The following is a 23535-nucleotide window of genomic DNA, read 5'->3' on the forward strand; positions in this document are numbered from 1 at the left end:
CAGGTTATGAAAGCAGAAAATCTAAAATCTGTCTAACTGAATAATTAGAAAGGGAAGTGAAAGGAATGATGAAAGAACAGGAAAGTTTATGGATCAGCCAGGCAATCATCCAGGTTATGGAGAAAATGGAGTGGGTCAGTGAGAAGTCAAAAAATAAAATTCCCTATACAACCATAAACGGTGTGCATGACGATCGGAGCCAAAGAGATGATTATGCAGATGATGATGGAATTAATTGGTGGTGTAATGGGTTCTGGGGTGGGATGATGTGGCAGATGTACCATAAAACAGGGGAAGGACGGTATATGGAAATCGCCCGCATTTCCGAGGAAAAACTGGATCAGTGCTTTGAAGATTATTATGGACTCCATCATGACGTTGGCTTTATGTATCTTCCTACTGCAGTGGCGGATTATCGCCTGACGGGTAATCCGGATTCCAGAAAAAGAGGGCTTCATGCGGCAAATCTGCTGGCAGGAAGGTTTAATCCTGCGGGCCGCTTTATCCGGGCCTGGAATGATATACCCGGAAGCAGGGATGATACAAGAGGCTGGGCGATTATTGACTGCCTTTTTAACATACCGCTTCTTTACTGGGCAAGTGAAGAGACGGATGATCCAAGATTTAAACAGATTGCTATGCTTCATGCGGATACGGTTATGCGGCATTTTATAAGGCCTGACGGGTCCGTTTGTCATATTGTGGAATTTGATCCTTTTACCGGAGAGCGGATCAGGGATTATGGCGGACAGGGCTATGAGGCAGGCTCTTCCTGGACCAGAGGTCAGGCCTGGGGGCTATATGGTTTTCTCATGAGTTACCGGCACACTGGGAAACCGGAGTATCTGGATACAGCAAAAAGGATTGCTCATTATTTTATGGCGGCTGTTCCTGATGACGCAATTGTGCCGGTGGATTTTCGCCAGCCAGAAAAACCGGCATGGTGTGATGATACAGCAGCGGCGATTGCGGCCTGCGGTTTGATAGAAATTGCCAGGCAGATGGGAGAGGCGGAGAAGGAAATGTACTTAAAGGCTGCCAGGAAGCTGTTATTTGCATTGTATGAAAATCATTGTGATTTCTCCAGGAAAAATGACTGCATTCTTCAAAAATGCACCGGCGCCTATCATAATGAAAATCATGAATTTCCGATTATTTATGGTGATTATTTCTTTATAGAAGCTTTATTAAAACTGGAAGATCAGGACTTTTTCCTATGGTGATGTATTTCTGTAATGTGAGCGGTACTGGCTGGGAGTCATGCTTTTGTATTTTTTAAACTGCCGCATGAAATGAAATTCATTGTCATATCCGCAGAATCCAGCCAGCGACTGAATGGACATTTCTGTTGTGCGAAGATAAAAGCATGCATTTTTTAAACGGGCAGAAATAACATCCTGCATACATGTAGTTTGGAAAAGCTCTTTATAAAGATGCTGAAAGTAAGATGGACTCATATGAACTGATTGTGCCATGGTTTCAACGGTCCACTTTCTATGGGGGGCATTTAAAATGGATACGCGGAGATCGTTCATCAAACCGAAATACTTATGTGATGCTGCTTTGTCTGGATTTTCCAGGATCTGGGAAGCAAGTGTGCAAAGCAGCGATCTCATAAGTGTATCAAGGATCTGATTTTTATAAGTATGAGAGGAGTGCTTCTCCATGACGATAAGCCGGCTGTAGTCTGACAGCTGTCCTGCATCAGAAAGATGGATGGGGGTCTGTAAAGGGATATTCAATTCATGTAAAAATGGGAGGTCTTTTTCTTCAACATCAAAATGGATCCAGTCATCATTATAATCCGAAGAATGGCAGCCGTAATGAACATAGGAGTTCTTGTCATAAAGTATAACCGTATTAGCAGAAATGTCCGTGTAAGTCTGACTGTATTCAAAGAAAGCACTGGATTTAATCACCAGCAGGGTATAATCGGAAGATCCTTCCGGACGCAGCATGTCAAAAGGTTTTTGGTGTCTGGATTCATAACCGCAATTCAGAATAGAAATCATGTACAGGCTCCTTTGTATGAAATAATTTTATTATACTCCCTTTTTTCAGGGGTTGGAAGCAGGAACAAAAAATTGATCAAAAGAAGAAAGGAGTATGTGGCTGGGATGTTTTATGCGGCCACGTAAAAAAGGATGGAACAGATTGCAAACGGAATCTGGAAACTGGTACTGGGAGAACCGGAGGATAAGACGCCGGTATCATTTCAAACAGTTCCAATGAAGAAAGAGTCGCTTAAGAATCTCCCGCTCCGTAATGTGGAGCCATTCATTTGCAGCAAAATTGATTTTCAGATAACTCAAAGGGGAACTGCAGTAACGCTCCCCATGGAAACTGAGGAAGATATCTATGGCTTTGGTCTTCAGCTAAAGAGCATGAATCATGCAGGAAGAAAACGAAAGATACGGGTTAATTCCGATCCGCCTGGAGATACAGGGGAAAGCCATGCGCCGGCCCCGTTTTATATTTCCTCATCCGGGTATGGCCTGTTTGCCGATACATTCCGCTATGCAGATTTTTATATGGGGACGAACTCTGCTAAGGGTGCCTCAGCTAATAAAACGGAAGTAAATCAAAAGCATGAAGAATTTTCAGAATCAGCACTTTATTCTTTAAAGCGGATAAAAGAAACACGTACCATTCGGATTGATATTCCGCATGTGAAAGGAATCACTCTGTATATTTTTGCCGGAGATCTTCTGGAGACTGTGCAGCGCTACAATCTTTTTTCCGGAGGAGGCTGCCTTCCGCCCTTGTGGGGGCTTGGGGTATGGTACCGTGCCTATGGAGGAAGTGATCAGGAGAAAATTCTGGAAATAGCCAATGAGCTTCGCAATGAGAACATACCTGTGGATGTACTGGGACTGGAACCGGGCTGGCAGTCCCACAGCTATTCCTGTACCTATTCCTGGTCATCGTTGTTTCCCAATCCTGATGTCATGATCAGTCAGCTGAAAAATACTGGATATAAGGTAAACTGCTGGGAACATGCCTTTGTATATCCGGCAGCAGAAATTTATGAGGAGCTTTTGCCATTAAGCGGTGATTACGAGGTATGGAATGGTCTGGTTCCGGATTTTTCCATGGAACAGACCCGTAAAGTTTTCGGCAGCTACCATGAGCGGGAGCTGATTGAGAAAGGAATCATGGGATTTAAACTTGATGAATGTGATAATTCTGATTATAATCCATCAAACTGGTCTTTTCCCGATGGCACCTGTTTCCCTTCAGGAATGGATGGGGAACAGATGCACAATGGAATTGGATTTCTTTATCAGGCTATGATTCTGGAACTGTTTCAGAAAAGGAATTTACGGACACTTTCCCAGACCAGATCTTCGGGAGCCTTAAGTGCCCCTCTTCCATTTGTTCTATACTCAGATCTTTATAATCATAAAGAGTTTATCAGAGGAATGGTGACATCCGGATTTTCGGGCATGCTCTGGTCTCCGGAGGTGCGAAGCTGTGAAAATCCCAGGGACCTTTTAAGGAGAGTGGAAACCGTGGTGTTTTCTGCTCAGGCACTTTTAAACTGCTGGCGGATTCCAAGTCCTCCATGGAAACAGGTGGATGTGGAGAAAAACTTAAATGGGGAAAAAATGGAGGGTTCTGAATTCTATACGGAGGTGTGTGTCAGGTATTTAAACCTGCGAATGAGTCTGCTTCCTTATCTGTACAGTGCATTTGTATTATACCAGAGAGAAGGGATTCCTCCGGTACGGGCTGTTGTTCTGGATTATCCATTGGATTCCCGTGCAGCGGTGCTTGATGACCAGTATCTGTTTGGTGAAGGTCTGATGGTATGCCCGCTTACGTTAGAGGATGAAACCAGCCGTAAGGTTTATTTGCCAGAAGGGAAATGGTATGATTTCTTTTCGGGAGAGATTTTTGAGGGGGGAATGGAATATCAAAGGAAAGCGGATTATGATCAGATTCCGGTTTTTGTAAAAGCCGGATCTTTAATTCCGCTGGCCGAACCTGTGGAGTGCGTGAAAGCGGATACCGTATTTAAAATCCATGTACGCACTTATGGAACCAGTGCGGCTTCATTTACGCTCTATGAAGGCGATTTTTTGACATTTACAGACGAACCAGACAGAAATTATGTGATCATCAGGAGCGATGAGAATGGAAGCTTGTCATGGAAACGAAATGGAAAAGGAAGTATTCGGTATGAATTTCAAGAAGGAGGAATCATATGAAAGTGAAGAATCCGATTCTCAGAGGATTTCACCCGGATCCTTCAATTATCCGGGTAAATGATGATTATTATATTGCAACTTCAACGTTTGAATGGTGGCCGGGTGTACGCCTTCACCATTCAAAGGATTTAATCCACTGGGAACTGATGCCCTATCCCCTGTCTGATCCGGACAGGCTGGATTTAAGAGGCGTGGGTCCTTCCCAGGGAATCTGGGCTCCCTGCCTTACCTGTGACAAAGGTATTTTTTATCTGGCTTATACGGTGGTAACTGCGTTTTACTGCAATATGTATGATACTGCCAATTTTCTGGTGACAGCACAAGACATCTGCGGACCCTGGTCAGAGCCGGTTCCATTAAACAATTTCGGATTCGATCCCTCCCTGTTTCATGATGATGACGGCAGAAAATATATGGTAAGTATGGTAACAGATCACCGGATACCAAAAAAATATAAGGGCAGGCTTGTTTTACAGGAATATGATCCCATAAAAAAGAAAATGTCAGGTGAAGTAAGAGAAATTTATCAGGCAGAAACCATATTTCTGGAAGGTCCCCACCTGTTGAAACACAATGGCTGGTATTATCTGTTCAGTGCGGATACCGGGACAGGGGAAGGGCACGGCCAGTCTATACTAAGGTCCCGGTCAGTCTGGGGTCCTTATGAGATGTATCACTGCCCTTATGGAGAAAGAGACTCTGATACTGAGGCATATTCGATTCTGTCAGCCCGCCATAATCCTGATTTTCCACTTCAGAAATGCGGTCATTGCGATCTGGTGGAGACAGAACAAGGAGATTGGTATGCGGTTCATCTTTGCGGCAGGGCATTAAAGAACCGAAACGCTCCTGATGCCCTGCGTTTTCCGGGAGACAGAAGATATCCTCTGGGCAGAGAGACCGCCATTCAAAAAATGGAATGGACCAAGGACGACTGGCTGGTTCTGGCCAATAAAACGATTCTTCCGGATGAAGAACTGGAAATAGAAGGAGCGGTATCATGGAATTATCCGGAAGGTCTGGTTCGGGATGAGTTTAACAGCCCGGTACTGGATTTAGAGTACCAGTCCTTGCGGGTTCCAATGGATGAAACCCATATCACTCTTACTGAGCGTCCTGGTTTCCTGCGCATGTATGGAAGGGAGGGATTGGCCTCCCGTTATCATCAGACTCTGATTGCCAGACGTTTGACTGAGTTTGATATTGAAGTATCAACTGCCCTGGAATTTGAACCTGACGGATTTAAGCAGATGGCAGGCCTGATTCTTTTGTATGACGATCAAAATTACTTTTATTTACATATAACCTTTGATGAAGATTTGGGAAAATGCATCAGTATTTTAACAGCAGAAAATAAAGATTACCGGTATCCGGTTGGATTTTTGCCGGTTGAAAAAAACAAGGTTATTTATTTAAAAGCAGAAATTCATAAAGACAGGCTTCAGTTCTACTGGGGATATAAAGAAGATGGGTGGTCTGCCATCGGACCTGTTTTTGACAGTTCCATTCTATCGGATGAAGCGTGTATGGAAGGATGGTTTACGGGAGCCATGGCTGGAATTTGCTGTCAGGATTTAACAGGTTTTCGAAAGTACGCAGATTTTGACTGGTTTGAATATAAAATCTGCAAGGATCTTTAAAAACCTCACTAACATCTTAAAAAATCATATTTTTCCATTGGCCTGATCCTGATATAGTAGGAGTGTAAGAAACAGGAATGGAAAATAAGGAGGAGTAAGCTATGAGAAAAAAATTGATTGCATCCCTGCTAAGTTCTTGTATGGTGGTGACTATGTTAGCTGGATGCAGCGGAAATGCTGCTTCCGATACAACGAAAGCCAATACCAGGGCCAATCAGAGCGAAGCTGTAACTGAGGCGGTTTCTTCGGCTGCAGAAGAGAAGAAATCAATTGTAACGGCACCAACTGAGCTGACATTTATTTTTGCAGACGGAGATGAGGGTGCGAAGGCGTCAATGAATGAGACGGTAAACCGGTTTAATAAAGCCTATCCGGATATCACTGTAAAAATTCAACCCGGAAACGGAGGCGCGTACAGTGAATTTTTAAAGACAAAAGAAAGTGTAGGGGAATTTCCGGATGTAATGGAGATGAGAGATACGCCTGTCTATGTGCGTGCCGGGATGCTGGAGCCTCTTCCCGATGATATCGTATCTTTGTTTAACAGCACGGTTCCTTTTGACGGCAAGACTTATACAGCCCCAATTGCAGGTGAAAATACCCAGGGAATTATCTATAATAAAAAGTATTTTGATGAAAACGGTTTTACGGAACCCGCAACTTATGAAGAGTTTCTGGAACTCTGCCAGAAAATCAAAGATAAGGGAGATATGTCCCCTCTTGTGATCGGAGGCCAGGATATCTGGCATATCGGTTTCTGGTTCTATAAAGCATATAATGATCAGGTATTAAGCCAGGATCCGGATTTTATTAAGCATTGCTATGAAGGTACTAAGAATTTTTCAGATCCTTCCATTGCTGCCTCATTTGAAGAACTCAAGAAAATTTTTCAGTATGGACAGGAAGGCTGGGTATCTACTCCGGACGCACAGATTACAACATTTCTGGTAAGTAATATGTCTGCCATGATGTATTCCGGAACTCATATGTTTTCTCAGATTAAGGCCGCTGATCCAAACTTTTTAGTGGGCTGGTTTCCGGTTCCAAGTCCTGATGGGAAGACCCGTCTGGTAGGCGGAGGCGGAGCAGGCGGACTTGCAATTTCTGCAGAGGCAGCAAAGGATCCCAATAAAAAAGCAGCTGCAGAAGAATTTATCCGTTTCTTCTTCCAACCGGAAAATTATAAGGTTTACTGTGATAAATTAAATGCGATTCCGTCAACAAAAGTGTTACCGGACTTAGATGCGGATCCTGTTATGATGGAAGTCATTGAGGCAACTGGTAAAGCGGATGATTTAAGTGTCATGTGGAATGGCCGCATCGGCGATAATGAACTTCCGCCTGATTTCAGAAATTTTATGTACAAAACAACCATCGAAGTGATTCAGGGCCAGCGAGACATTCCTTCTGCATGTGAAGAGCTGAATAAAACCTGGCAGGTGTCTATGCAGAGTTTTAATCCTGTAAAAAATTCGAAGTAATCACTATGAATCGGGCTGTTTCAAAAACGTAAATGTTTTTGGAACAGCCCTTTATAAAAAACATGATTTTGGGAAAGGAGATGAAATGAAGATGAAAAAAAATAAAAAATCAGGGATTGATCTTGTGACGGTGAGCTTTATTGCTCCTGCATTCATTTTTTTTACTCTGTTTATTATTGTACCGACCATTGCCAGTGTTTATTATAGTTTTACTTCATGGGATGGTTTAAACTCCGTTGTTCCATTTGTGGGAATATCTAATTACAAAGAAATTTTTACGAGTGCCCGTTTTGGAAACGCGTTAAAAAATACTATTATACTGACTGCCTTTATTTCAGTCCTTGAAAATGCCATGGCACTTATCCTGGCATTGATTGTGGACCATGTCAGATGGGGAAAAAATTTTTTCAGAAGTGCCTTTTATATTCCAGTGCTAATCAGTGGTATTGTTTCCGGTTTTATATGGAAGATTATGTATAATTATAATTTCGGAGCGGTCAATACCATATTAAAGGAAACCGGACTGGGGCATTTAACCAAAGACTGGCTGGGCAGTCCCAGTCTGGCATTGGTCATGGTAGGTGTAGTGCTGGTGTGGAAAGGGGCGGGGTATTATATGATTATCTATCTTGCCTCTCTGCAAAGTGTACCCACCGATGTGGTGGAGGCAGCTTCCATTGACGGAGCATCCCCGATCCAGCGTTTTCGAGCCATTACCCTTCCATTAATATCCGGGGCATTTACCATCAATTTTACTCTTTCCCTTATTAATGGCTTAAAGGTATTTGATCAGATCTCTGTAATGACAGACGGCGGTCCTGGTTTTACGACGGAGACAATTGTTTATCTTCTATATAAAGTTGGCTTTAATGAAGGCAGGCAGGGCTTTGGAACTGCGGTGGGTATTGTACTGTTGTTCCTGATTCTGATTTTAAATGGAATTCAGCAGTCAATTCTTAAAAAGAGGGAGGTGCAGCTGTAATGAGAGAAGCAAATATTCTGACAGTCAGAAAAAAGCTTAAACCGGCTCCTTTTATACTGCTGGCACTTACTGTGTTTTTAACCGCGGTTTTCCTTGCTCCTGTATTCTTTGCGGTCATTTCAGCATTTAAGAGCAACGGGGAAATCTTAAAAAATCCCATGTCTCTTCCGACCTCAATCTATTTAAAAAACTTTCAGGATCTTTTTGCTCAATCCGATTTTGTGACGGCAATTAAGCACAGTGTATTTTTGACAGTTGTATCAGAAATTTTAATTGTCTGTATTGTTCCCCTGGCAGCCTATGCAATGGAACGAAGGCAGACCAGAGTAACTAAGATCATTTATACCTATTTTCTTGCAGGGATGATGATACCCTTTCATCTTTATATGTTCCCTCTTTTTAAGGAGATGAAGCTGTTCGGTATATTCGGGACCCTGGCAGGCCCTGTTACCTGCTATATATCAGGGTCTGTTGCATTCGGCAGCCTTCTGTACTGCAGCTTTTTAAAAGGAGTTCCCTTAGAGATTGAAGAAGCGGCTGAAATTGACGGATGCAATCCCTTTCAGACCTTCTGGCAGGTTACCTTTCCTCTCCTTGGTCCCTGTACCGCGTCGATGGTCGTATTAAACGGTCTGGGAATCTGGAACGATTTTCTGATGCCTTATCTTGCACTTCCATCAGACCGGGCGAAGACGATTACCGTTGAAGTTTATTCCTTTGTGGGACAGTATTCAGCAAGATGGGACATTGTTTTTGCGGGAACAGTCTGCTCCATTGTCCCTGCACTTATTATATTTATACTTTTACAGAAATACTTTGTAAAAGGGATCACTGCAGGAGCTGCAAAGGGCTGATTGGTTTGTAAAATAAAAATTTCTGTGATAGACTGATAGCAGTATAACCAGCAGATCGAAGGTATGGGAATCCATGCCTTCGATTTTGATACTTGTACAGAATCAGAGGTGGGATAATGAAACGATTGGGTAAAAAACTGAATTTGTATCAGAAATTCAGCCTGGTAATTTTTCTGCTGGGACTGTTTCCTCTGCTTATTTTATCCACTGCCATGATGAACCGCATGTTCCGGGAATATGGGGAATCTCTACGAAATAATTATGAACAGGCTGCGGCTTATGTGAATGATTCCATAGGGGATATGTTTGATACTTATAACGGAATTGCGAAAATGCCATATTATTATAATTATTCCAGCGAAGGGCAGTTTGAATTCAATTATATGTCTTTTGACAATCTGCGTCAGATTATTTACGGAATAGGAGTAGAACCTGAAAAGGTGGAAGAGATCAGAAGAAATAATATGAGAATTTTTTTAAGCAATGTTCAGGCAGTGGATAACTCCATTACCGGGACTCATTTCATTGCCAGAGATTTAACCGGCAACATTCTTCCTTTTCACAAATCAAGAACCGGGCTGCAAAACCCAAAAGATGAGACTGTCTTTAATAAAAGAATGGGATTTGATACCCTGGATAAAAACAGCAAAAAATTTAAGCTCATTCCCACACACAGAAATGATTATTTTCCCATGCATAATGAATTGGTGTTTACAGTGGCCAGAAATTATTTTGACTTAACTGGAATGGTGGGAGATTACAACTATGTAGGAACACTGTTTCTTGATGTGGATGTTTCAAGGCTTGAGGAAGCGTTTCGCAATATCAGCTTAAATCCGGAAGACCGTGTGTATGTATGCGACAAGGATTATAACTGCTATTATAGCAGCGACAGAGATTTGATTGGTATGAATCTTTCCAGTGACAGCAGTATTTTCAAAGAAACGGATAAAGAATTTGTTATAGAAACAGATTATAATTCCTATGGAGTTAATGTAATTATTACTATGAACACAGATACGGTATACCAGAAACTGAGACAGATGCAGCATATGATGTATCTCTTTCTGGGAATTACTTTTGCAGCTCTGCTGTCGGGATCTATCTGGTTTTCTAAAAGACTGACAAAACCCATCTATCATATGATGGACCGGATGTCAGAGATTGAAACAGGTAACTTCAAAGTGGAACTCCCGGTTACTTCCGGAGATGAGATCGGTATCTTATCCCGCCGTTTTAATCAGATGTCTAAAGAACTGGAAAATTACATCAACCAGTCCTATGTTGCGCATATGAAGCAGGCAGAAGCGGAGATGACTGCTTTGAAATCTCAGATTTACCCTCATTTTCTTTACAATACCCTGGAGGTTATCCGTATGACAGCTTTGGAAAAAGACGATTATGTAGTTTCTGAGATGATCGAGGCGCTGTCAACACAGATCCGGTATATGATCGGTCCTATGCAGGATATGGTTTCACTGGAACAGGAGGTGGACATTATCCGCAAATACGTCTATCTTTTAAACTGCAGGATTATAGGAAAGGTAAAGCTGGCGGTAGATTTAAGCGGATTTGGAAAACAGAGAGTCCCTAAACTGATTTTACAGCCGATTGTGGAAAATGCATTTGTTCATGGAATTAAACCCAGAGACGGAAGCGGTAATGTTCTAATCAGTGCGGAGCAAAACGACCACCGCCTTGAAATATCCGTAATGGATAACGGAGTGGGGATGGATGAAGCTGCACTTATGAGGCTTCGTGAGCTTCTGGCCGGGAATGAGCCGGGGATTAAAAATGAGCATAACTGGCAAAGCATTGGTTTAAAGAATGTACATGACCGGATCCGGTATCTCTTTGGAGAAGGGTATGGAATTGAGGTGACCAGCACGCCGTCAGTTGGGACTATGGTAAGAATCATAATGCCATGGAAGAAAGGGGATGAAGAAGATGTTTCGAATGATTCTGGCAGATGACGAACCTGTAATCACAAAGGGAATTAAAAAGCTGGTAGACTGGAAAGGGCTTGGTATTGAGATAATGGGAGAGTATGAGGATGGAAAATCAGCCCTTGACGGAATTGTAAGAGAGCAGCCTGATCTGGCACTTCTTGATATTCACATGCCTAAAAAAAACGGAATAGATATTTTAAAAGAAGTAAAGCAGCTTGGAATAAATACCAGAATCATATTCATCAGCGGCTTCCAGGACTTCCAATATGCCAAGGACGCACTTACCTTTGGAGCGGTTGATTATCTCTTAAAGCCGATAATAAAGGATGAACTGGTAAACACAGTTGAAAAATGCCTGGTCAGTTTAAAACAAAATTTACGTTTGCCGGAGCAGGGGGAAAAAGAAGAAATGCAGATCAAATTTTCTTCTGCTTATTATAAAAAATTGCTGGAAGTGGAGGACTGCACTTATCTACCAGTTGTGGCAGAAATTATTTATGAGAAGGCTGTAAGTGTTCAGGAAAAGAAACTGATCCGGTTTTCTATCATTAGTTTTCTGGAGGATTTACTGGAGGAGAAAAATCAGGGAATTGTATTTGTTAAGAACCAGAACATCGTAATTGTTTTAAAGAATCCCGAACGTTGTAAGACAGAAGAGCTTTTATGGGAGATTATGGAAGAGGCAAAGCGGGTGATGACGTGCAGACTGGCATTTATAGAGGGTGAACCGGTAGATTCTATGGGAGATATTCCGGCTGCTTATGCACGTTGTCTTTCCATGGAGGGGTATTTCTATTTTGCCCGTCAGTTTCAGTTTCCGGTCTTTCGGTTGGGGATAGCTGTTTTTAAAAAGAAAGTATCCTTAGATGAGATCAGGGAGGGGAGAGAACAGCTTCTGGATACAATGATTGCACAGGACGAAAAGGGATTTTTAAAGGCGTGTGAGAATTTAAAGCGACTGGTTAGTATTGCATCGGATGGAAGAAAAGAGGATGCCTGTTTTCATTATGCCAGCACCATCCGTATTCTGGATGAACGGTTTGAAACCCTTGGCATTAAGGAACCTGGCCTGGAATTTAAAGAGATTCTGGCCCGGTCCAGAAAAACTGGCAGTTATGAGGAATTGACAGAGCAATTTTATCTTTATTTCTGCCAGTATAAAAACAAAATCAGAGATGCGGTGGCAAGGGGTGATAAAAAGGATATTATACGTGCCAGGGAATATATAGAGAAGCATTACATGGAAAATCTGACTCTTGAAGTTATGGCAGGTGAAATTCATATGAATTCGTATTATTTCAGCAGCTTTTTTAAAAAAAATTCTGGTGAAAATTTTAAAGATTATTTAAATAAAGTCCGGCTGAAGCACGGAGTATCCCTTTTGGTTTCCACTGACAAAAAGACGGCAGATATTGCTCAGGAAGTAGGGTTTCGTGATTACCGTTCCTTTACAGAGCTATTTCATCGTTTTTATGGGGAGACTCCTGCAGCATACCGGAAAAGGATCAGAGAGTAAACCAGGCTTATTTTGATACAGGAAACCTCGTTTCTCCAAAATATAATGATATGATAAAATCATACGTTAGATTTTGGCAAAGTGCAAGTTTCTTCCGTGAATTTATCAGTATAAACCTGAAATTTTAATAATACAATGTTATAAATGCAATGAAGAAGAGGTACTACAGAATGAATTATGATGGGATAATAATTGGCATAGGGACGTTTCTTATTATTGGACTGCTGCATCCGGTTGTGATTAAGGCAGAGTATTATTTTACTGCTAAAATATGGCCGCTGTTTCTGATATTTGGACTTCTGTGTCTGGCAATCTCTCTTGTGTCACCTTCTCCAACAGAACGGTCACTGTCTGCAGTGCTTGGATGTTCACTTTTATGGAGTATAAAAGAGATCTCTGAGCAGAAGAAGCGGGTGGAAAAGGGCTGGTTTCCTAAAAATCCAAAAAGAAAAATGTTCAAAGCTCCGGAAATTAGCGGTAATAATAAATAGAAGGATTTGAATCACTTAAAAGCTAGATAGGTGAACTAATAAGAGAGCAATGAAACAGAGGAGTTTTCGTAAAAGCGGCAGAAGCCTGATTTATTTCAAGGTCAGGCTTCTGCTTTTTAACGTCTCTTTTTTCCGGTATGGATAAACTCCTTTACACCATAACAGTCTCTGTACTGCTTTAACGTCATGCCTGTCACTTCCTTAAACTGCTTTCCCAAGTGACTTTGAGAAGAAAAACCCAGGTAGGCCGATATTTCGATATAATGATATTTGGAATAAATTAAAAGATTTTCAGCCAGCTTTATTTTTTCATTTCTGATGTAGTCTGTAATAGAAATCCCTTCCCATTTTTTAAACAAATCAGAAAGATAGTTGGGGTTCATCTGAAGTTCCCGGGCCATATCCCCTATATTGATTTTCTCGTGAAGATGGGAAAAGATATAATCCTTGCATTCCTCAATGCGGGAATTTTTTTCTCTGCTTTGGCTCCCTTTTAGCTGTTCCTTTACTTCCTGTACCAGTCTGGCATACTCATATTCTGCGCTGTTTTTGATATAGGTGAGGGTGGCGATATCATTGGATTCTTCTATTTTCATAATAAATATGTCGCTGAGGGAGAATGAAATTTCCGGGTTAACGCCTCCCCGTATGGCAGCCCGGCTTGCCAGTGTAATAACGACGATACACACATTTTTAAAGCTTCGCAGCCGGTCTTTTGCCAATATGCCCAGCTGCCCCGTATAATCCTCCGCCCAGCTTTGCTCCAGCTGTCGGATATCCCCGTTTTCAATGCTGGAGAATTCCCGTACCTCCTGGTCATAGGGGTTGTGCTTTTTTCTGTTTTCATGGTTTTCAAAGATAAGTTCTGAGAAATTCTTCTGTATCTGTTCCTGAGCTAAGGAATCCACGCAGTTTTGCTTAATGATATCACCGGCCGTGAGCATTTCTTCATGAAACAGGTTATAGATGAGGAGGATATCACGAAGAAAATCATCAAAATCGCAGATACTGAGACCCTCCATCCAATTGTAGTCAACATCAATATCATTAATCATATGATTGATCTTTACCTGTGAATGAAACCCCACAGGACCAATCACGTAAATAATGTCTTCAGCAGGAACTGCTGCGTATATGATATTCCCATTAACAGTAGTAAGGGATGGAACCGAACCCCCAGGAATCTCAAGTACGGCGTCTCTGACTTCTTCACTGGAAAAAGGAAGATCAAAAAAGTCTTTGCGTGCGCAAAAAGACTCCACCAATTTTTTATCCCTGGCATAGGATTTTACAAAAGTATGAAGATCGTAGGAAATATGTTTCATGAAATAATTCGTAATCATACAAATTCCTCCATCTGAGAAACGTGATAAAAAACTGTATATATTGATATAAGAACAGTATAACTTAATTTAAAATGAATTCAACTGAAAAATGATAAAAAAGGAGATTTATGATGAAAGTAAATGGCGTAAACCTGGGAAACTGGCTGGTGCTGGAAAAATGGATGAGCCCCGGATTGTTTGAAGGAACGGATGCAGAGGATGAATACTGGCTCCCACGCAGTCTAACAAAAGAAGTCTATGAAGCCAGAATTAAAATACATCGCAGTGAGTATATTTCCGAACGGGATTTTGTAACCATTAAATCCTGGGGCATGGATACTGTCCGTATTCCGGTTCCGTATTTTATCTTTGGTGACAGAGAGCCGTTTCTGGGTTGTATAAATGAACTTGACAAGGCATTTCACTGGGCTGAAAAATATGGTCTTCAGATTCTTATTGATTTACATACTGCGCCGGAAGGCCAGAACGGATTCGATAACGGAGGAATCAGCGGTGTATGCAAATGGGCGCAGTATCCACAGGAGGTGGAGTTCGTACTGACTGTTCTGGAACGTCTGGCGAAACGATACGGAACAAGAAGAGGGCTGTGGGGAATTGAGGTTCTTAATGAGCCGGCTACGGAAGCAATCTGGGAGTTAATGAACGTGCAGAAGAGATATCCTCCGAAAGATGAGGCAATGGGCAGCGGCAGCTGCGGAATTCCGTTTCCGTTTATCAGACAGTTTTACCGGGAGGCATATAAAAGAATCAGAGCCTGTATGCCGGAAGAAAAGTATGTGGTTTTCCACGATGCATTTGACTTATCAGGCTGGAAAGAATTCTTCGAAAAAGAAAAGTTTCAAAACATTGTTTTGGATACCCACCAGTATCTGATGATGGCAGAAATGATGGGGTGCGGTCAGAACTTAAATGAATACTTAGATTACATTCAGACCCATTTTGCAAAAGAGATAGAGGAAGCACAGGCATATGTCCCTGTGGTGTGCGGCGAATGGTGTCTCTTTAATTCCCTGGCTTGCGGCTGGGATACAAAAGGGGGGCAAACGGTACTAAACGGTTTAGACGGTTCTGTTAAGGAATTGAAATCTGCAGAAGAGAAAAAAGATATATATCAGGCCGTGGCTAAGGCTCAGCTGGATGCCTGGTATAAGGGATCAGGCCATTTTTACTGGAGCTATAAGCTATTAACGGATACAGTCAATACCAGCGGCTGGAGCGGCTGGGACAGCTGGGATTTGGGAAGATGTGTGGATTTTGGCTGGTTTCCTGTAGAAAAGTAAAATATAATTCAGAAAAGAGGAGAAGATATGAAACAGACAAATGGGAATGGAAGGCTTTCTTTCGTTGAGCGTTTTGGATACGGTATGGGCGATTACGCAGGAAATCTGGTATATTCTGCAATCAGCGCATTTTTGCTGGTTTACTATACCAATGTTGTAGGGGCAAGTCCGGCTGCGGCAGCAGGAATTATTGCTGTATCCAAGTTTTTTGATGGAATTTCAGATCTGGTTATGGGATACATTGTAGACCATACCAGCAGCAAGTGGGGAAAGGCCCGTCCGTGGCTTGCCAGACTGTGCGTGCCTCTTGCAGTCTGCACAGTGCTGATGTTTACAGTGCCTCAAAGTATGGAGGGAAAGGCTCAGCTGGTATACATGTTCCTGACTTACAATCTGGTTTCCACCATTTTCTATACAGGAATTAACATCCCGTATGCGACCATGCACGGCCTGATGACGACCAATCAGTATGAAAGAGGACTTCTGGGAAATTTCCGAAATCTTCTGGCAACTGCGGGTACGATGACCATTAATACAGTTGTCTTAAAAATGACCGGATATTTTGGGGGAGGCGACAAGTACAGCCAGAGAGGCTGGACTATTACCATGATCATTCTGATGATCGTATTTATTATTATCAATCTCTTTACATTTGCAGTATGCAAAGAGCGTGTGGTGGATGAAAAATCAGAAGGAAATAAAGAACTTAAAGTATCCTTTGCTAAGGGCATAAGAGGATTATTGGTGAATAAATACTGGATTCTGCTTGTAATTGCAATCTTTTCCCTATATTTTATGATGTCCTGTTTCTTCGGATCTGCGGTCTACTTTGCACAGTACCGATTGGGAGATGCCAACTATTTCACCCCAGTTTCCAACTTCCTGTCCATTTCTCAGATCATAACCTTATTTATTACGCCATTTCTAATGAAGAAGTTTACAAAGAAGCAGCTGATGCTTACAGGTCTTACGGTTGCAACACTGGGATTTGCTCTTACCGGAGTGTCCTATAACCTTACCTTTATCAGTGCCATGTCAGTGATCAAAGGAATCGGTTTTGGTTTATCCGGAGCGTGTATGTTCGGGCTTTTACAGGATGCCATTACATACGGGGAATGGTATAACGGATATGGCACTGCAGGCATGGGAAATGCGGCATCTTCCTTCTGTATGAAAGTTGGTTCCGGAATCGGAACAGCAGCACTTGGCTGGATACTGGCAGCAGGCGGTTTCCATGCAGACAAGGCAGTACAGAGTGCCTCATCTTTGACGGCAATTGATTGGGCATTTATCTGGATTCCGGCTCTTACCATGGGAATTGGAGTTGTCTGTCTTTTATTATTTGATCTGGATAAAAAATATGATAAGATACTTTCAGATTTGTCAACAGGAAAACACAGATTGGAGAACTGATGAAAGATAACACTGGATATCAAAGAAAAAGTCTATTGTTTGGAACTGCGTATTATCCCGAATATATGCCTTATGACAGGGTGGAAACAGACTTGTCCATGATGTGTGAGGCAGGGATGAACGTGGTCCGGATTGCGGAATCCACATGGAGTACTCTGGAGCCTTCCGATGGAATTTATGATTTCAGCTTCATTGACCGGGTCCTTGAAGAGGCTGGGAAGAGGGGGATGGAGGTAATAATCGGTACGCCCACATACGCCATTCCCAGCTGGCTGGAAAAAAAAGATAAGAATATAATGGTAAAGACGAAAGCCGGGCAGGCTGTCTATGGACGAAGGCAGATCATGGATCTTATGAATCCTGCCTACCGCTTTTACGGAGAACGGGTGATCCGCAGACTGTTAGAACATACCGCGGGGCATCCATGCGTCACCGGCTTTCAGATCGACAACGAAACAAAGCATTACGGTACCTCTTCAGAGCTGGTGCAAAAGTTGTTTGTAGAATATCTGCAGCAGAAATTTGTAACAACTGACCGGTTAAATGAAACCTTCGGTCTTGCCTACTGGAGTAATTCCATTCATGACTGGAGTGATTTTCCCGATATGAATGGCTGTATCAATGCAGGTCTCTCCTGTGAGTTTGAACGTTTTCAGAGAAGCCTGGCAGCTGAATTTCTCTTATGGCAGTCAGAAATAGTAAGGGAATATAAAAGAGAAGATCAGTTCATTACCCACAATTTTGATTTCCAGTGGAAGAAATTCGGTGCAGATATTGCCCAGGATGGATATTCCTATGGCGTTCAGCCGGATATCGACCACTACGAAGCCGCAAAAGCAGTGACGATAGCAGGTACCGATATTTATCATCACACGCAGGATCAGCTTACCGGAGCGGAGATCGCTTTTTGCGGAGATTCCATACGCTCTTTAAAAGAAAGAAACTATCTGGTACTGGAATGTCAGGCCCAGGCATTTAAATACTGGACACCTTATCCCGGACAGTTAAAGCTCCATGCTTACAGCCATCTGGCAAGCGGAGCAGACGGAATCATGTATTGGAACTGGCATTCCATTCACAATGGATACGAAACCTACTGGAAAGGACTTCTAAGCCATGATCTGTCAGTGAATCCGGCATATGAAGAAGCCTGTCAGATCGGAGACCAGTGGCAAAAGACGGGTAAGAATCTTCTGAATCTGAGAAAAGACAATAAGATTGCGCTGGTAGTTGACAATCAGTCTCTTCATGCACTGGAGTGGTTCCCCATAGACCGGGATTTAAGCTATAATGACGTAGTGAGATGGATGTATGACAGTCTCTATGAGTTAAATATGGAATGTGATGTAGTGGATATTAATGGTCTGGATCCGTTTAAATACCAGATAATTGTGACGCCTGCCCTGTACAGCATTACGGAAGATAAATTAAAGCAGTTAAAAGCATTTGTTTCAAACGGAGGAGTTTTGGTAAGTACCTTTAAATCCTTTGTTTCCAATGAATATTTAAGTGTTTATCCGGACACACAGCCTCATCTGCTTCATGAATGCTTCAAAGTTCATTATAATCAGTTTACAGATCCGGGAACTGCAAAAATCAAGGGGCTGCCGGTCCGGTATTTTGCCGAACTGCTTATAGCAGACGGTGCCAGAGCGCTTGCGTCCTATGAGCATAAATACTGGGGAAACTATGCGGGAATTACCCGGGCGGATTATGAAAAAGGCAGCACTTATTACATTGGCTGCTATACAGATAAGAAGATCGTGAAAGAGATTTTAACAATGGCTGCAAAGGATGCAGGTCTTACCGGCTGCATACCGGATGTCTGCTTCCCGGTGATCATCCGCAGCGGGGTCAATCAGGATAATAAAAAGCTTCATTATGTACTTCATTATTCAGAAGAGGAAACGGTCTTTGTCTGTCCGTATGACCGGGTAAATAACCTGTTGGACGGAATGAACTATAAGAAGGGAGACAGGATTCCCTTAAAAGACTGGGATACTGTCATATTGGAGGAAGAATGATGAGCGAACACGATAAAATGATAAAGAATCCCATTCTGCCTGGTTTTAATCCCGATCCATGCATTTGCAGAAAAGGTGATGATTATTATCTGGCAGTATCAACCTTTGAATGGTTTCCGGGAATTCCCATATATCATTCAAAGGATTTAAAAAACTGGGAATTGTACACCCATGTTCTGACAGACGATGAAACCGTTGATTTAAAGAAGCTTCCATCTGCAAAAGGAATCTGGGCTCCATGCCTCACATACTGCGAAAAAGAAGATATGTTTTATGTGATCTACGGAGTCATGAATTCCATGAACGCCCGGTATTTTGATGTAAATAATTATCTGATAACTGCCAGGGATATTAAAGGTCCCTGGAGTGAGCCGGTATATCTTCATTCTTCCGGTTTCGATGCCTCCATCCTCCATGATAACGGAAAAAAATATATCGTGTCACTGGAATGGGAGACCAGGGAAGGCTATGAAAAGCCGGGTGCAATCTGTATGGTGGAATACGATCCGGGAAAAAAGGAAATTATGGGTTATCCCAGACGCATCTGGAGCGGCGGAACGGACCGGGGCTGCATTGAAGCACCTCATTTATACAGACGCGGGGATTATTATTATATCATGTGTGCAGAAGGCGGAACCGGCTATAATCATTGCGTAACCATGGGAAGATCCAAAGAGATCTGGGGACCATATGCGGCAGATCCAAAGAATCCGATCGTAACCTCAGTTCCGGGGGATTCGAATGAGCGTCACGATCCGGACCATTTAAAACCCAGATATTATAATCCGGATTCCCTTCTTCAGAAATCCGGCCATGGCAGTATGGTGGACACCCAGAATGGGGAAACCTATCTGGTACATTTATGTGCCCGCCCCTTTGTACCGGAGCTGCGCTGCACCCTTGGAAGAGAAACGGCCATTCAGAAAATGATATGGACAGACGATCATTGGCTGCGTATGGCCAGCGGGGGGAATTTAGCAGAAGTTCTGGTTGAAGAAAGTAATCTGCCTGAGAGACCAGTAAAGCAGATCCCTGACTTTGATGATTTTAATGAAGAAGAGCTGGGACTGCAGTATTACGCGCCCAGAATTATGCCCCAGCGTTTTGCTGATTTAAAAGCCCGTCCCGGTTATGTACGGATTCGCGGTCAGGAATCACGGACTTCCTTAAATCAGGTGAGCATCCTTGCAAGAAAGCTGACCTCTGTCTATGTGACTGTGACCACAAAGATGGAATTTATTCCGGAGGTTCACCAGCACAGTGCCGGACTGATTTTATATTATGACAACATGAATTATATTAATTTGAGAAAATATTACAGCGAAACTCTGGGACAGAGTGCGCTTTCCATTATCCATCTGGAGAACGGGGAGAAAACCGAATTTTTAAATACCAGGATACCGGTAAGGGATGATCCTGTTTATCTGAGGCTTACTATTGAAGGCCGTCAGTCCTGGTTCTCCTGGTGTTTTGACGGAGTGAATTACCAGAAAATCGGACGGGTCTTTGACACCACCAGATTTTCTGATGAATACTGCAGGTACGGGGAATTTACCGGTACTATGGTTGGCATTACCTGTGCAGACAGAGTAAAGCACAGCCACTATGCAGATTTTGACTTTTTTGAATATTGTGCCGATGAGGACAGAGCAGTTAATTAGAAAGATGCCCCAATCATATATCCCAGTGCCGCTCCATATAGAATCGACAGGTAGCGGTTGGAAGTGATGGGGCAGGCTCCGCTTGGGCACCCAATTTTTTTATAGTAGAGATATCCGGCAAAGCCGCCTATTGCGGTGCCAATTATTTCACTCCAAATCATGGCAGGTTCCTCCTGTTTTTTTTAATCATAGCGTTTTTAGATTCTGATTTCAGTAATAATGTCACAGAAGATCTGGCAATTAAAAGGTAAAAACTGGATAAAACGAGTCAAAAAACAGAAAGAATATCTTAATTACACCTGATATACTCAGATTATACCGGATAAAAAAACGGAAAAATCATGAGGATATGAGAGGTGCTTATGAAAAAGAAGGTATTAAGACAGTTATCGATGAAAGAGAAGGTTTCTTACGGTCTGGGTGACTGCGGTGCCAATGTTGCTGTTGCGATGTGCTCCACCTTTTTAACTGCATATTATACAGATACGGTTGGCATTGCGGCGGCTGCTATCGGAACCATGATGCTGTTGACACGTATATTTGATGGAATAACAGATATTTTCATGGGAGTGATAGTGGACAGAACCAGCACCAGATGGGGAAAGGCCAGACCCTGGCTGCTCTGGACCGCGCCCTTCATGGCATTGGCCCTTATTTTGTTGTTTCATGTACCTGGTGATTTCAGCAGCGGAGGAAAACTGGTATATATCTATCTTACATACATTTTTCAAAGCTGCATTGTGTATACAGCAAATAATCTGCCGTATAATGCACTGCTGTCCCGTATGACACTGAATGTCAATGATCGTGCTTCTGCAGCCTCCATCCGCTTTGTAATGACTCAGATTACCACTCTCATCATTAATGCGGTAACGGCAGGGTTACTTGCTACTGTCGGATGGTTTGTTTTATCTTTCGTTTATGGTATTATAATAATGGTTTTACTGCTCATCTGCTTCTGGGGTGTAAAAGAGCACTTAGATGAAGACGCAGAAACCGGGCTGGTGAAGGTGGAGAGAGTACCGCTTCATTTGGCTCTTCCGGCTTTATTGAAAAACAGATATTTTTATATTCAGACTTTGCTCTTCCTTTTTTTATATATTGCAATTGTCAGTACTGGATCAACTACATTTTATTTTTGCAACATTGTACTTGGAAATATAGGGATGATTACACTGATCAGCATGGCAGCTACGATTCCGGCGATGATTGTAAATCTCATTATGCCAAAATTAGTTAAGCTTTATGGAAAATGGAAACTGATGATATCAGGTGCTGTCCTGATGATCATAGGCTATTTAATAATAGGAGCGGCAGCTTCCAATGTGACGGTTGTTTTGATCGGTGTGGCAGTGAAAGGCTTCGGCATGGGACCTATTATGTCTGGTCTTTTCGCGATGACAGCAGATGTAGTTGATTATGGGGAATGGAAGACTGGAATACGTTCTGAAGGACTTGTCAACAGCTGCACTTCCTTTGGCATGAAGGTTGGCATTGGCGTTGGAGCTGCTGTCTGTACATGGATTATCGCAATTGGAGGTTATGTTGGGACCGCAGCTGTCCAATCCGCTTCAGCAGTGAATATGATCCGATTTGGATTTGGCTATAATGGAGCGATTATTTCGGGCATTTGTCTGATTCTTTGTGTTATGATGAATATAGACCGGTATATTGTCCAGATACAAACGGATCTTGAGAATAAGCGTGAAAAAAATAGAAAAGCTGGTGAATGAAATGTCGGAAACAAGTGATTTAATACGTAAGATGTTCCGGGAAGGAGACTTAAAACGTGATGCGGGTCTGACAACGCCGGATTCCATTCAGAGATACGATGATATTGTGTATGGAACTGACGCAAAATGGCAGATCCTTGATGTGTACCGGCCGAAAGAGTTACATGGAAAGAAGCTTCCAGTCATTGTAAGTGTACATGGCGGCGGCTGGGTATATGGAGACAAGGAAATCTATCAGTTCTATTGTATGGACCTGGCAAGGCGCGGCTTTGCAGTGGTGAATTTTACTTATCGGCTGGCGCCGGAAAACAAATTTCCGGCTTCCATAGAAGATACGAATCAGGTATTTTCATGGGTTATAGAGAATGCTGAGACCTATGGTTTTAACAAAGAGCATATTTTTGCTGTGGGAGATTCTGCGGGAGCCCATATCCTCGGATTATATGCGGCGATTTGCACCAATCCTGACTATGCCCGTCAATATCCGTTTCAGACACCAGACGGTTTTGCACCGGAGGCGATTGCATTAAACTGCGGCGCATTTCATATGGAATATGAAAAAGAAAGCGATGATAAGACGAAGTCTCTGATCGGGGAATATCTTCCCATGGGAGGCACTGTTGAGGAGCTTGAGATGATAAGCGTGGAAAAATATGTAACCGCAGATTATCCCCCTGCGTTTCTTATGACATCAGTGGGAGATTTTTTGAAAAACCAGGCGCCCATTATGGCTGAGAAACTGGCAGAATGTAATGTACCGTTTATCTGCCGCTTTTTTGGCAGTGATAAAAACCGCCTTGGCCATGTTTTTCACTGCGATATAAAATCAGAGGATGCCCGTATATGCAATGATGAAGAATGCTTCTTTTTTAATGAATTTATTAAGAAGGATAATGAAAAAGAATGAGTGAACCAATCGCAAAGCATCAGTTGTTTGAATACGAAATAAACAAT

18 protein-coding genes are annotated in these 23535 nt (G+C 42.5%); 15 read left to right on the forward strand and 3 right to left on the reverse strand.

Going from position 1 to position 23535, the window contains the following annotated elements:
- Positions 1–65 precede the first annotated feature (65 nt).
- Positions 66–1223, forward strand: coding sequence for a glycoside hydrolase family 88 protein (locus tag V7D18_RS21820; protein ID WP_426157476.1), 1158 nt, complete (start codon positions 66–68; stop codon positions 1221–1223).
- On the opposite strand, the gene V7D18_RS21825 is transcribed toward V7D18_RS21820, so the two are convergent.
- Positions 1215–2012, reverse strand: coding sequence for a helix-turn-helix transcriptional regulator (locus V7D18_RS21825; RefSeq protein ID WP_426157478.1), 798 nt, complete (start codon positions 2010–2012; stop codon positions 1215–1217). The genes V7D18_RS21820 and V7D18_RS21825 overlap by 9 nt on opposite strands.
- Before the next feature lie 132 nt (positions 2013–2144).
- On the opposite strand from V7D18_RS21825, the gene V7D18_RS21830 reads away from it, so the two are divergent.
- From V7D18_RS21830 to V7D18_RS21865, 8 genes are all read left to right on the forward strand, one after another.
- Positions 2145–4211 carry a TIM-barrel domain-containing protein gene (locus V7D18_RS21830; RefSeq protein ID WP_426157480.1) on the forward strand — a complete coding sequence of 689 codons (2067 nt, stop codon included), beginning with the start codon at positions 2145–2147 and terminating at the stop codon, positions 4209–4211.
- Positions 4208–5851, forward strand: coding sequence for a family 43 glycosylhydrolase (locus V7D18_RS21835; protein ID WP_426157482.1), 1644 nt, complete (start codon positions 4208–4210; stop codon positions 5849–5851). The genes V7D18_RS21830 and V7D18_RS21835 overlap by 4 nt, the downstream gene beginning before the upstream one ends.
- Before the next feature lie 101 nt (positions 5852–5952).
- Positions 5953–7332 (forward strand): ABC transporter substrate-binding protein, encoded by a 1380-nt coding sequence (locus V7D18_RS21840; RefSeq protein ID WP_426157484.1) that lies wholly within the window; start codon positions 5953–5955, stop codon positions 7330–7332.
- A gap of 91 nt (positions 7333–7423) precedes the next feature.
- Positions 7424–8314, forward strand: a complete 891-nt coding sequence (locus V7D18_RS21845; RefSeq protein WP_426157486.1) for a carbohydrate ABC transporter permease — start codon at positions 7424–7426, stop codon at positions 8312–8314.
- A complete protein-coding gene (locus V7D18_RS21850) occupies positions 8314–9168 on the forward strand; it encodes a carbohydrate ABC transporter permease (RefSeq protein WP_426157488.1) in 855 nt (284 codons plus the stop codon). The genes V7D18_RS21845 and V7D18_RS21850 overlap by 1 nt, the downstream gene beginning before the upstream one ends.
- A gap of 116 nt (positions 9169–9284) precedes the next feature.
- Entirely contained in the window at positions 9285–11141 is a 1857-nt protein-coding gene (locus V7D18_RS21855; protein ID WP_426157490.1) for a cache domain-containing sensor histidine kinase, read from the forward strand.
- On the forward strand, positions 11107–12633 hold the full coding sequence (locus V7D18_RS21860; protein ID WP_426157492.1) for a response regulator transcription factor: 1527 nt from the start codon (positions 11107–11109) through the stop codon (positions 12631–12633). Before V7D18_RS21855 ends, V7D18_RS21860 begins: the two co-directional genes overlap by 35 nt.
- 170 nt (positions 12634–12803) lie before the next feature.
- Positions 12804–13124, forward strand: coding sequence for a DUF4491 family protein (locus tag V7D18_RS21865; RefSeq protein ID WP_426157494.1), 321 nt, complete (start codon positions 12804–12806; stop codon positions 13122–13124).
- A gap of 116 nt (positions 13125–13240) precedes the next feature.
- Here the strand turns inward: V7D18_RS21865 and V7D18_RS21870 are convergent, their stop codons facing one another.
- The gene (locus V7D18_RS21870) at positions 13241–14467 is read right to left on the reverse strand and encodes a helix-turn-helix domain-containing protein (RefSeq protein WP_426157496.1); all 1227 of its coding nucleotides are present in this window, start codon (positions 14465–14467) and stop codon (positions 13241–13243) included.
- Positions 14468–14580: 113 nt separating this feature from the next.
- Between V7D18_RS21870 and V7D18_RS21875 the strand changes: the two genes are divergently transcribed.
- From V7D18_RS21875 to V7D18_RS21890, 4 genes are read left to right on the forward strand one after another with little or no spacing between them, the layout of a single operon-like run.
- Positions 14581–15750: a glycoside hydrolase family 5 protein gene (locus V7D18_RS21875; protein ID WP_426157514.1), complete on the forward strand. Its 1170-nt coding sequence runs from the start codon at positions 14581–14583 to the stop codon at positions 15748–15750.
- 27 nt (positions 15751–15777) lie between these two features.
- A complete protein-coding gene (locus V7D18_RS21880; RefSeq protein ID WP_426157498.1) occupies positions 15778–17163 on the forward strand; it encodes an MFS transporter in 1386 nt (461 codons plus the stop codon).
- Positions 17163–19187 carry a beta-galactosidase gene (locus V7D18_RS21885; protein ID WP_426157500.1) on the forward strand — a complete coding sequence of 675 codons (2025 nt, stop codon included), beginning with the start codon at positions 17163–17165 and terminating at the stop codon, positions 19185–19187. Before V7D18_RS21880 ends, V7D18_RS21885 begins: the two co-directional genes overlap by 1 nt.
- Positions 19184–20848, forward strand: a complete 1665-nt coding sequence (locus V7D18_RS21890) for a glycoside hydrolase family 43 protein (protein ID WP_426157502.1) — start codon at positions 19184–19186, stop codon at positions 20846–20848. Before V7D18_RS21885 ends, V7D18_RS21890 begins: the two co-directional genes overlap by 4 nt.
- On the opposite strand, the gene V7D18_RS21895 is transcribed toward V7D18_RS21890, so the two are convergent.
- Positions 20845–21009 carry a DUF6132 family protein gene (locus V7D18_RS21895; protein ID WP_426157504.1) on the reverse strand — a complete coding sequence of 55 codons (165 nt, stop codon included), beginning with the start codon at positions 21007–21009 and terminating at the stop codon, positions 20845–20847. The two genes, V7D18_RS21890 and V7D18_RS21895, sit on opposite strands and share 4 nt — an antisense overlap.
- A gap of 201 nt (positions 21010–21210) precedes the next feature.
- Between V7D18_RS21895 and V7D18_RS21900 the strand changes: the two genes are divergently transcribed.
- Both V7D18_RS21900 and V7D18_RS21905 read left to right on the forward strand, forming a co-directional pair.
- Positions 21211–22581, forward strand: coding sequence for an MFS transporter (locus tag V7D18_RS21900; RefSeq protein WP_426157506.1), 1371 nt, complete (start codon positions 21211–21213; stop codon positions 22579–22581).
- On the forward strand, positions 22553–23488 hold the full coding sequence (locus V7D18_RS21905; protein ID WP_426157508.1) for an alpha/beta hydrolase: 936 nt from the start codon (positions 22553–22555) through the stop codon (positions 23486–23488). The genes V7D18_RS21900 and V7D18_RS21905 overlap by 29 nt, the downstream gene beginning before the upstream one ends.
- Positions 23489–23535 lie beyond the last annotated feature (47 nt).

Source organism: Lacrimispora sp. 38-1 (assembly GCF_049890855.1).
Classification (GTDB): Bacteria; Bacillota; Clostridia; order Lachnospirales; family Lachnospiraceae; genus Lacrimispora.

Coding starts and splice junctions, on each gene's coding strand:
- V7D18_RS21870 (WP_426157496.1), bottom strand. CDS start 14,467: ATGATTACGAATTATTTCATGAAACATATTTCCTACGATCTTCATACT.
- V7D18_RS21875 (WP_426157514.1), top strand. CDS start 14,581: ATGAAAGTAAATGGCGTAAACCTGGGAAACTGGCTGGTGCTGGAAAAA.
- V7D18_RS21900 (WP_426157506.1), top strand. CDS start 21,211: ATGAAAAAGAAGGTATTAAGACAGTTATCGATGAAAGAGAAGGTTTCT.
- V7D18_RS21865 (WP_426157494.1), top strand. CDS start 12,804: ATGAATTATGATGGGATAATAATTGGCATAGGGACGTTTCTTATTATT.
- V7D18_RS21835 (WP_426157482.1), top strand. CDS start 4,208: ATGAAAGTGAAGAATCCGATTCTCAGAGGATTTCACCCGGATCCTTCA.
- V7D18_RS21895 (WP_426157504.1), bottom strand. CDS start 21,009: ATGATTTGGAGTGAAATAATTGGCACCGCAATAGGCGGCTTTGCCGGA.
- V7D18_RS21830 (WP_426157480.1), top strand. CDS start 2,145: ATGGAACAGATTGCAAACGGAATCTGGAAACTGGTACTGGGAGAACCG.
- V7D18_RS21840 (WP_426157484.1), top strand. CDS start 5,953: ATGAGAAAAAAATTGATTGCATCCCTGCTAAGTTCTTGTATGGTGGTG.
- V7D18_RS21860 (WP_426157492.1), top strand. CDS start 11,107: ATGAAGAAGATGTTTCGAATGATTCTGGCAGATGACGAACCTGTAATC.
- V7D18_RS21825 (WP_426157478.1), bottom strand. CDS start 2,012: ATGATTTCTATTCTGAATTGCGGTTATGAATCCAGACACCAAAAACCT.
- V7D18_RS21855 (WP_426157490.1), top strand. CDS start 9,285: ATGAAACGATTGGGTAAAAAACTGAATTTGTATCAGAAATTCAGCCTG.
- V7D18_RS21845 (WP_426157486.1), top strand. CDS start 7,424: ATGAAAAAAAATAAAAAATCAGGGATTGATCTTGTGACGGTGAGCTTT.
- V7D18_RS21820 (WP_426157476.1), top strand. CDS start 66: ATGATGAAAGAACAGGAAAGTTTATGGATCAGCCAGGCAATCATCCAG.
- V7D18_RS21890 (WP_426157502.1), top strand. CDS start 19,184: ATGATGAGCGAACACGATAAAATGATAAAGAATCCCATTCTGCCTGGT.
- V7D18_RS21880 (WP_426157498.1), top strand. CDS start 15,778: ATGAAACAGACAAATGGGAATGGAAGGCTTTCTTTCGTTGAGCGTTTT.
- V7D18_RS21850 (WP_426157488.1), top strand. CDS start 8,314: ATGAGAGAAGCAAATATTCTGACAGTCAGAAAAAAGCTTAAACCGGCT.
- V7D18_RS21885 (WP_426157500.1), top strand. CDS start 17,163: ATGAAAGATAACACTGGATATCAAAGAAAAAGTCTATTGTTTGGAACT.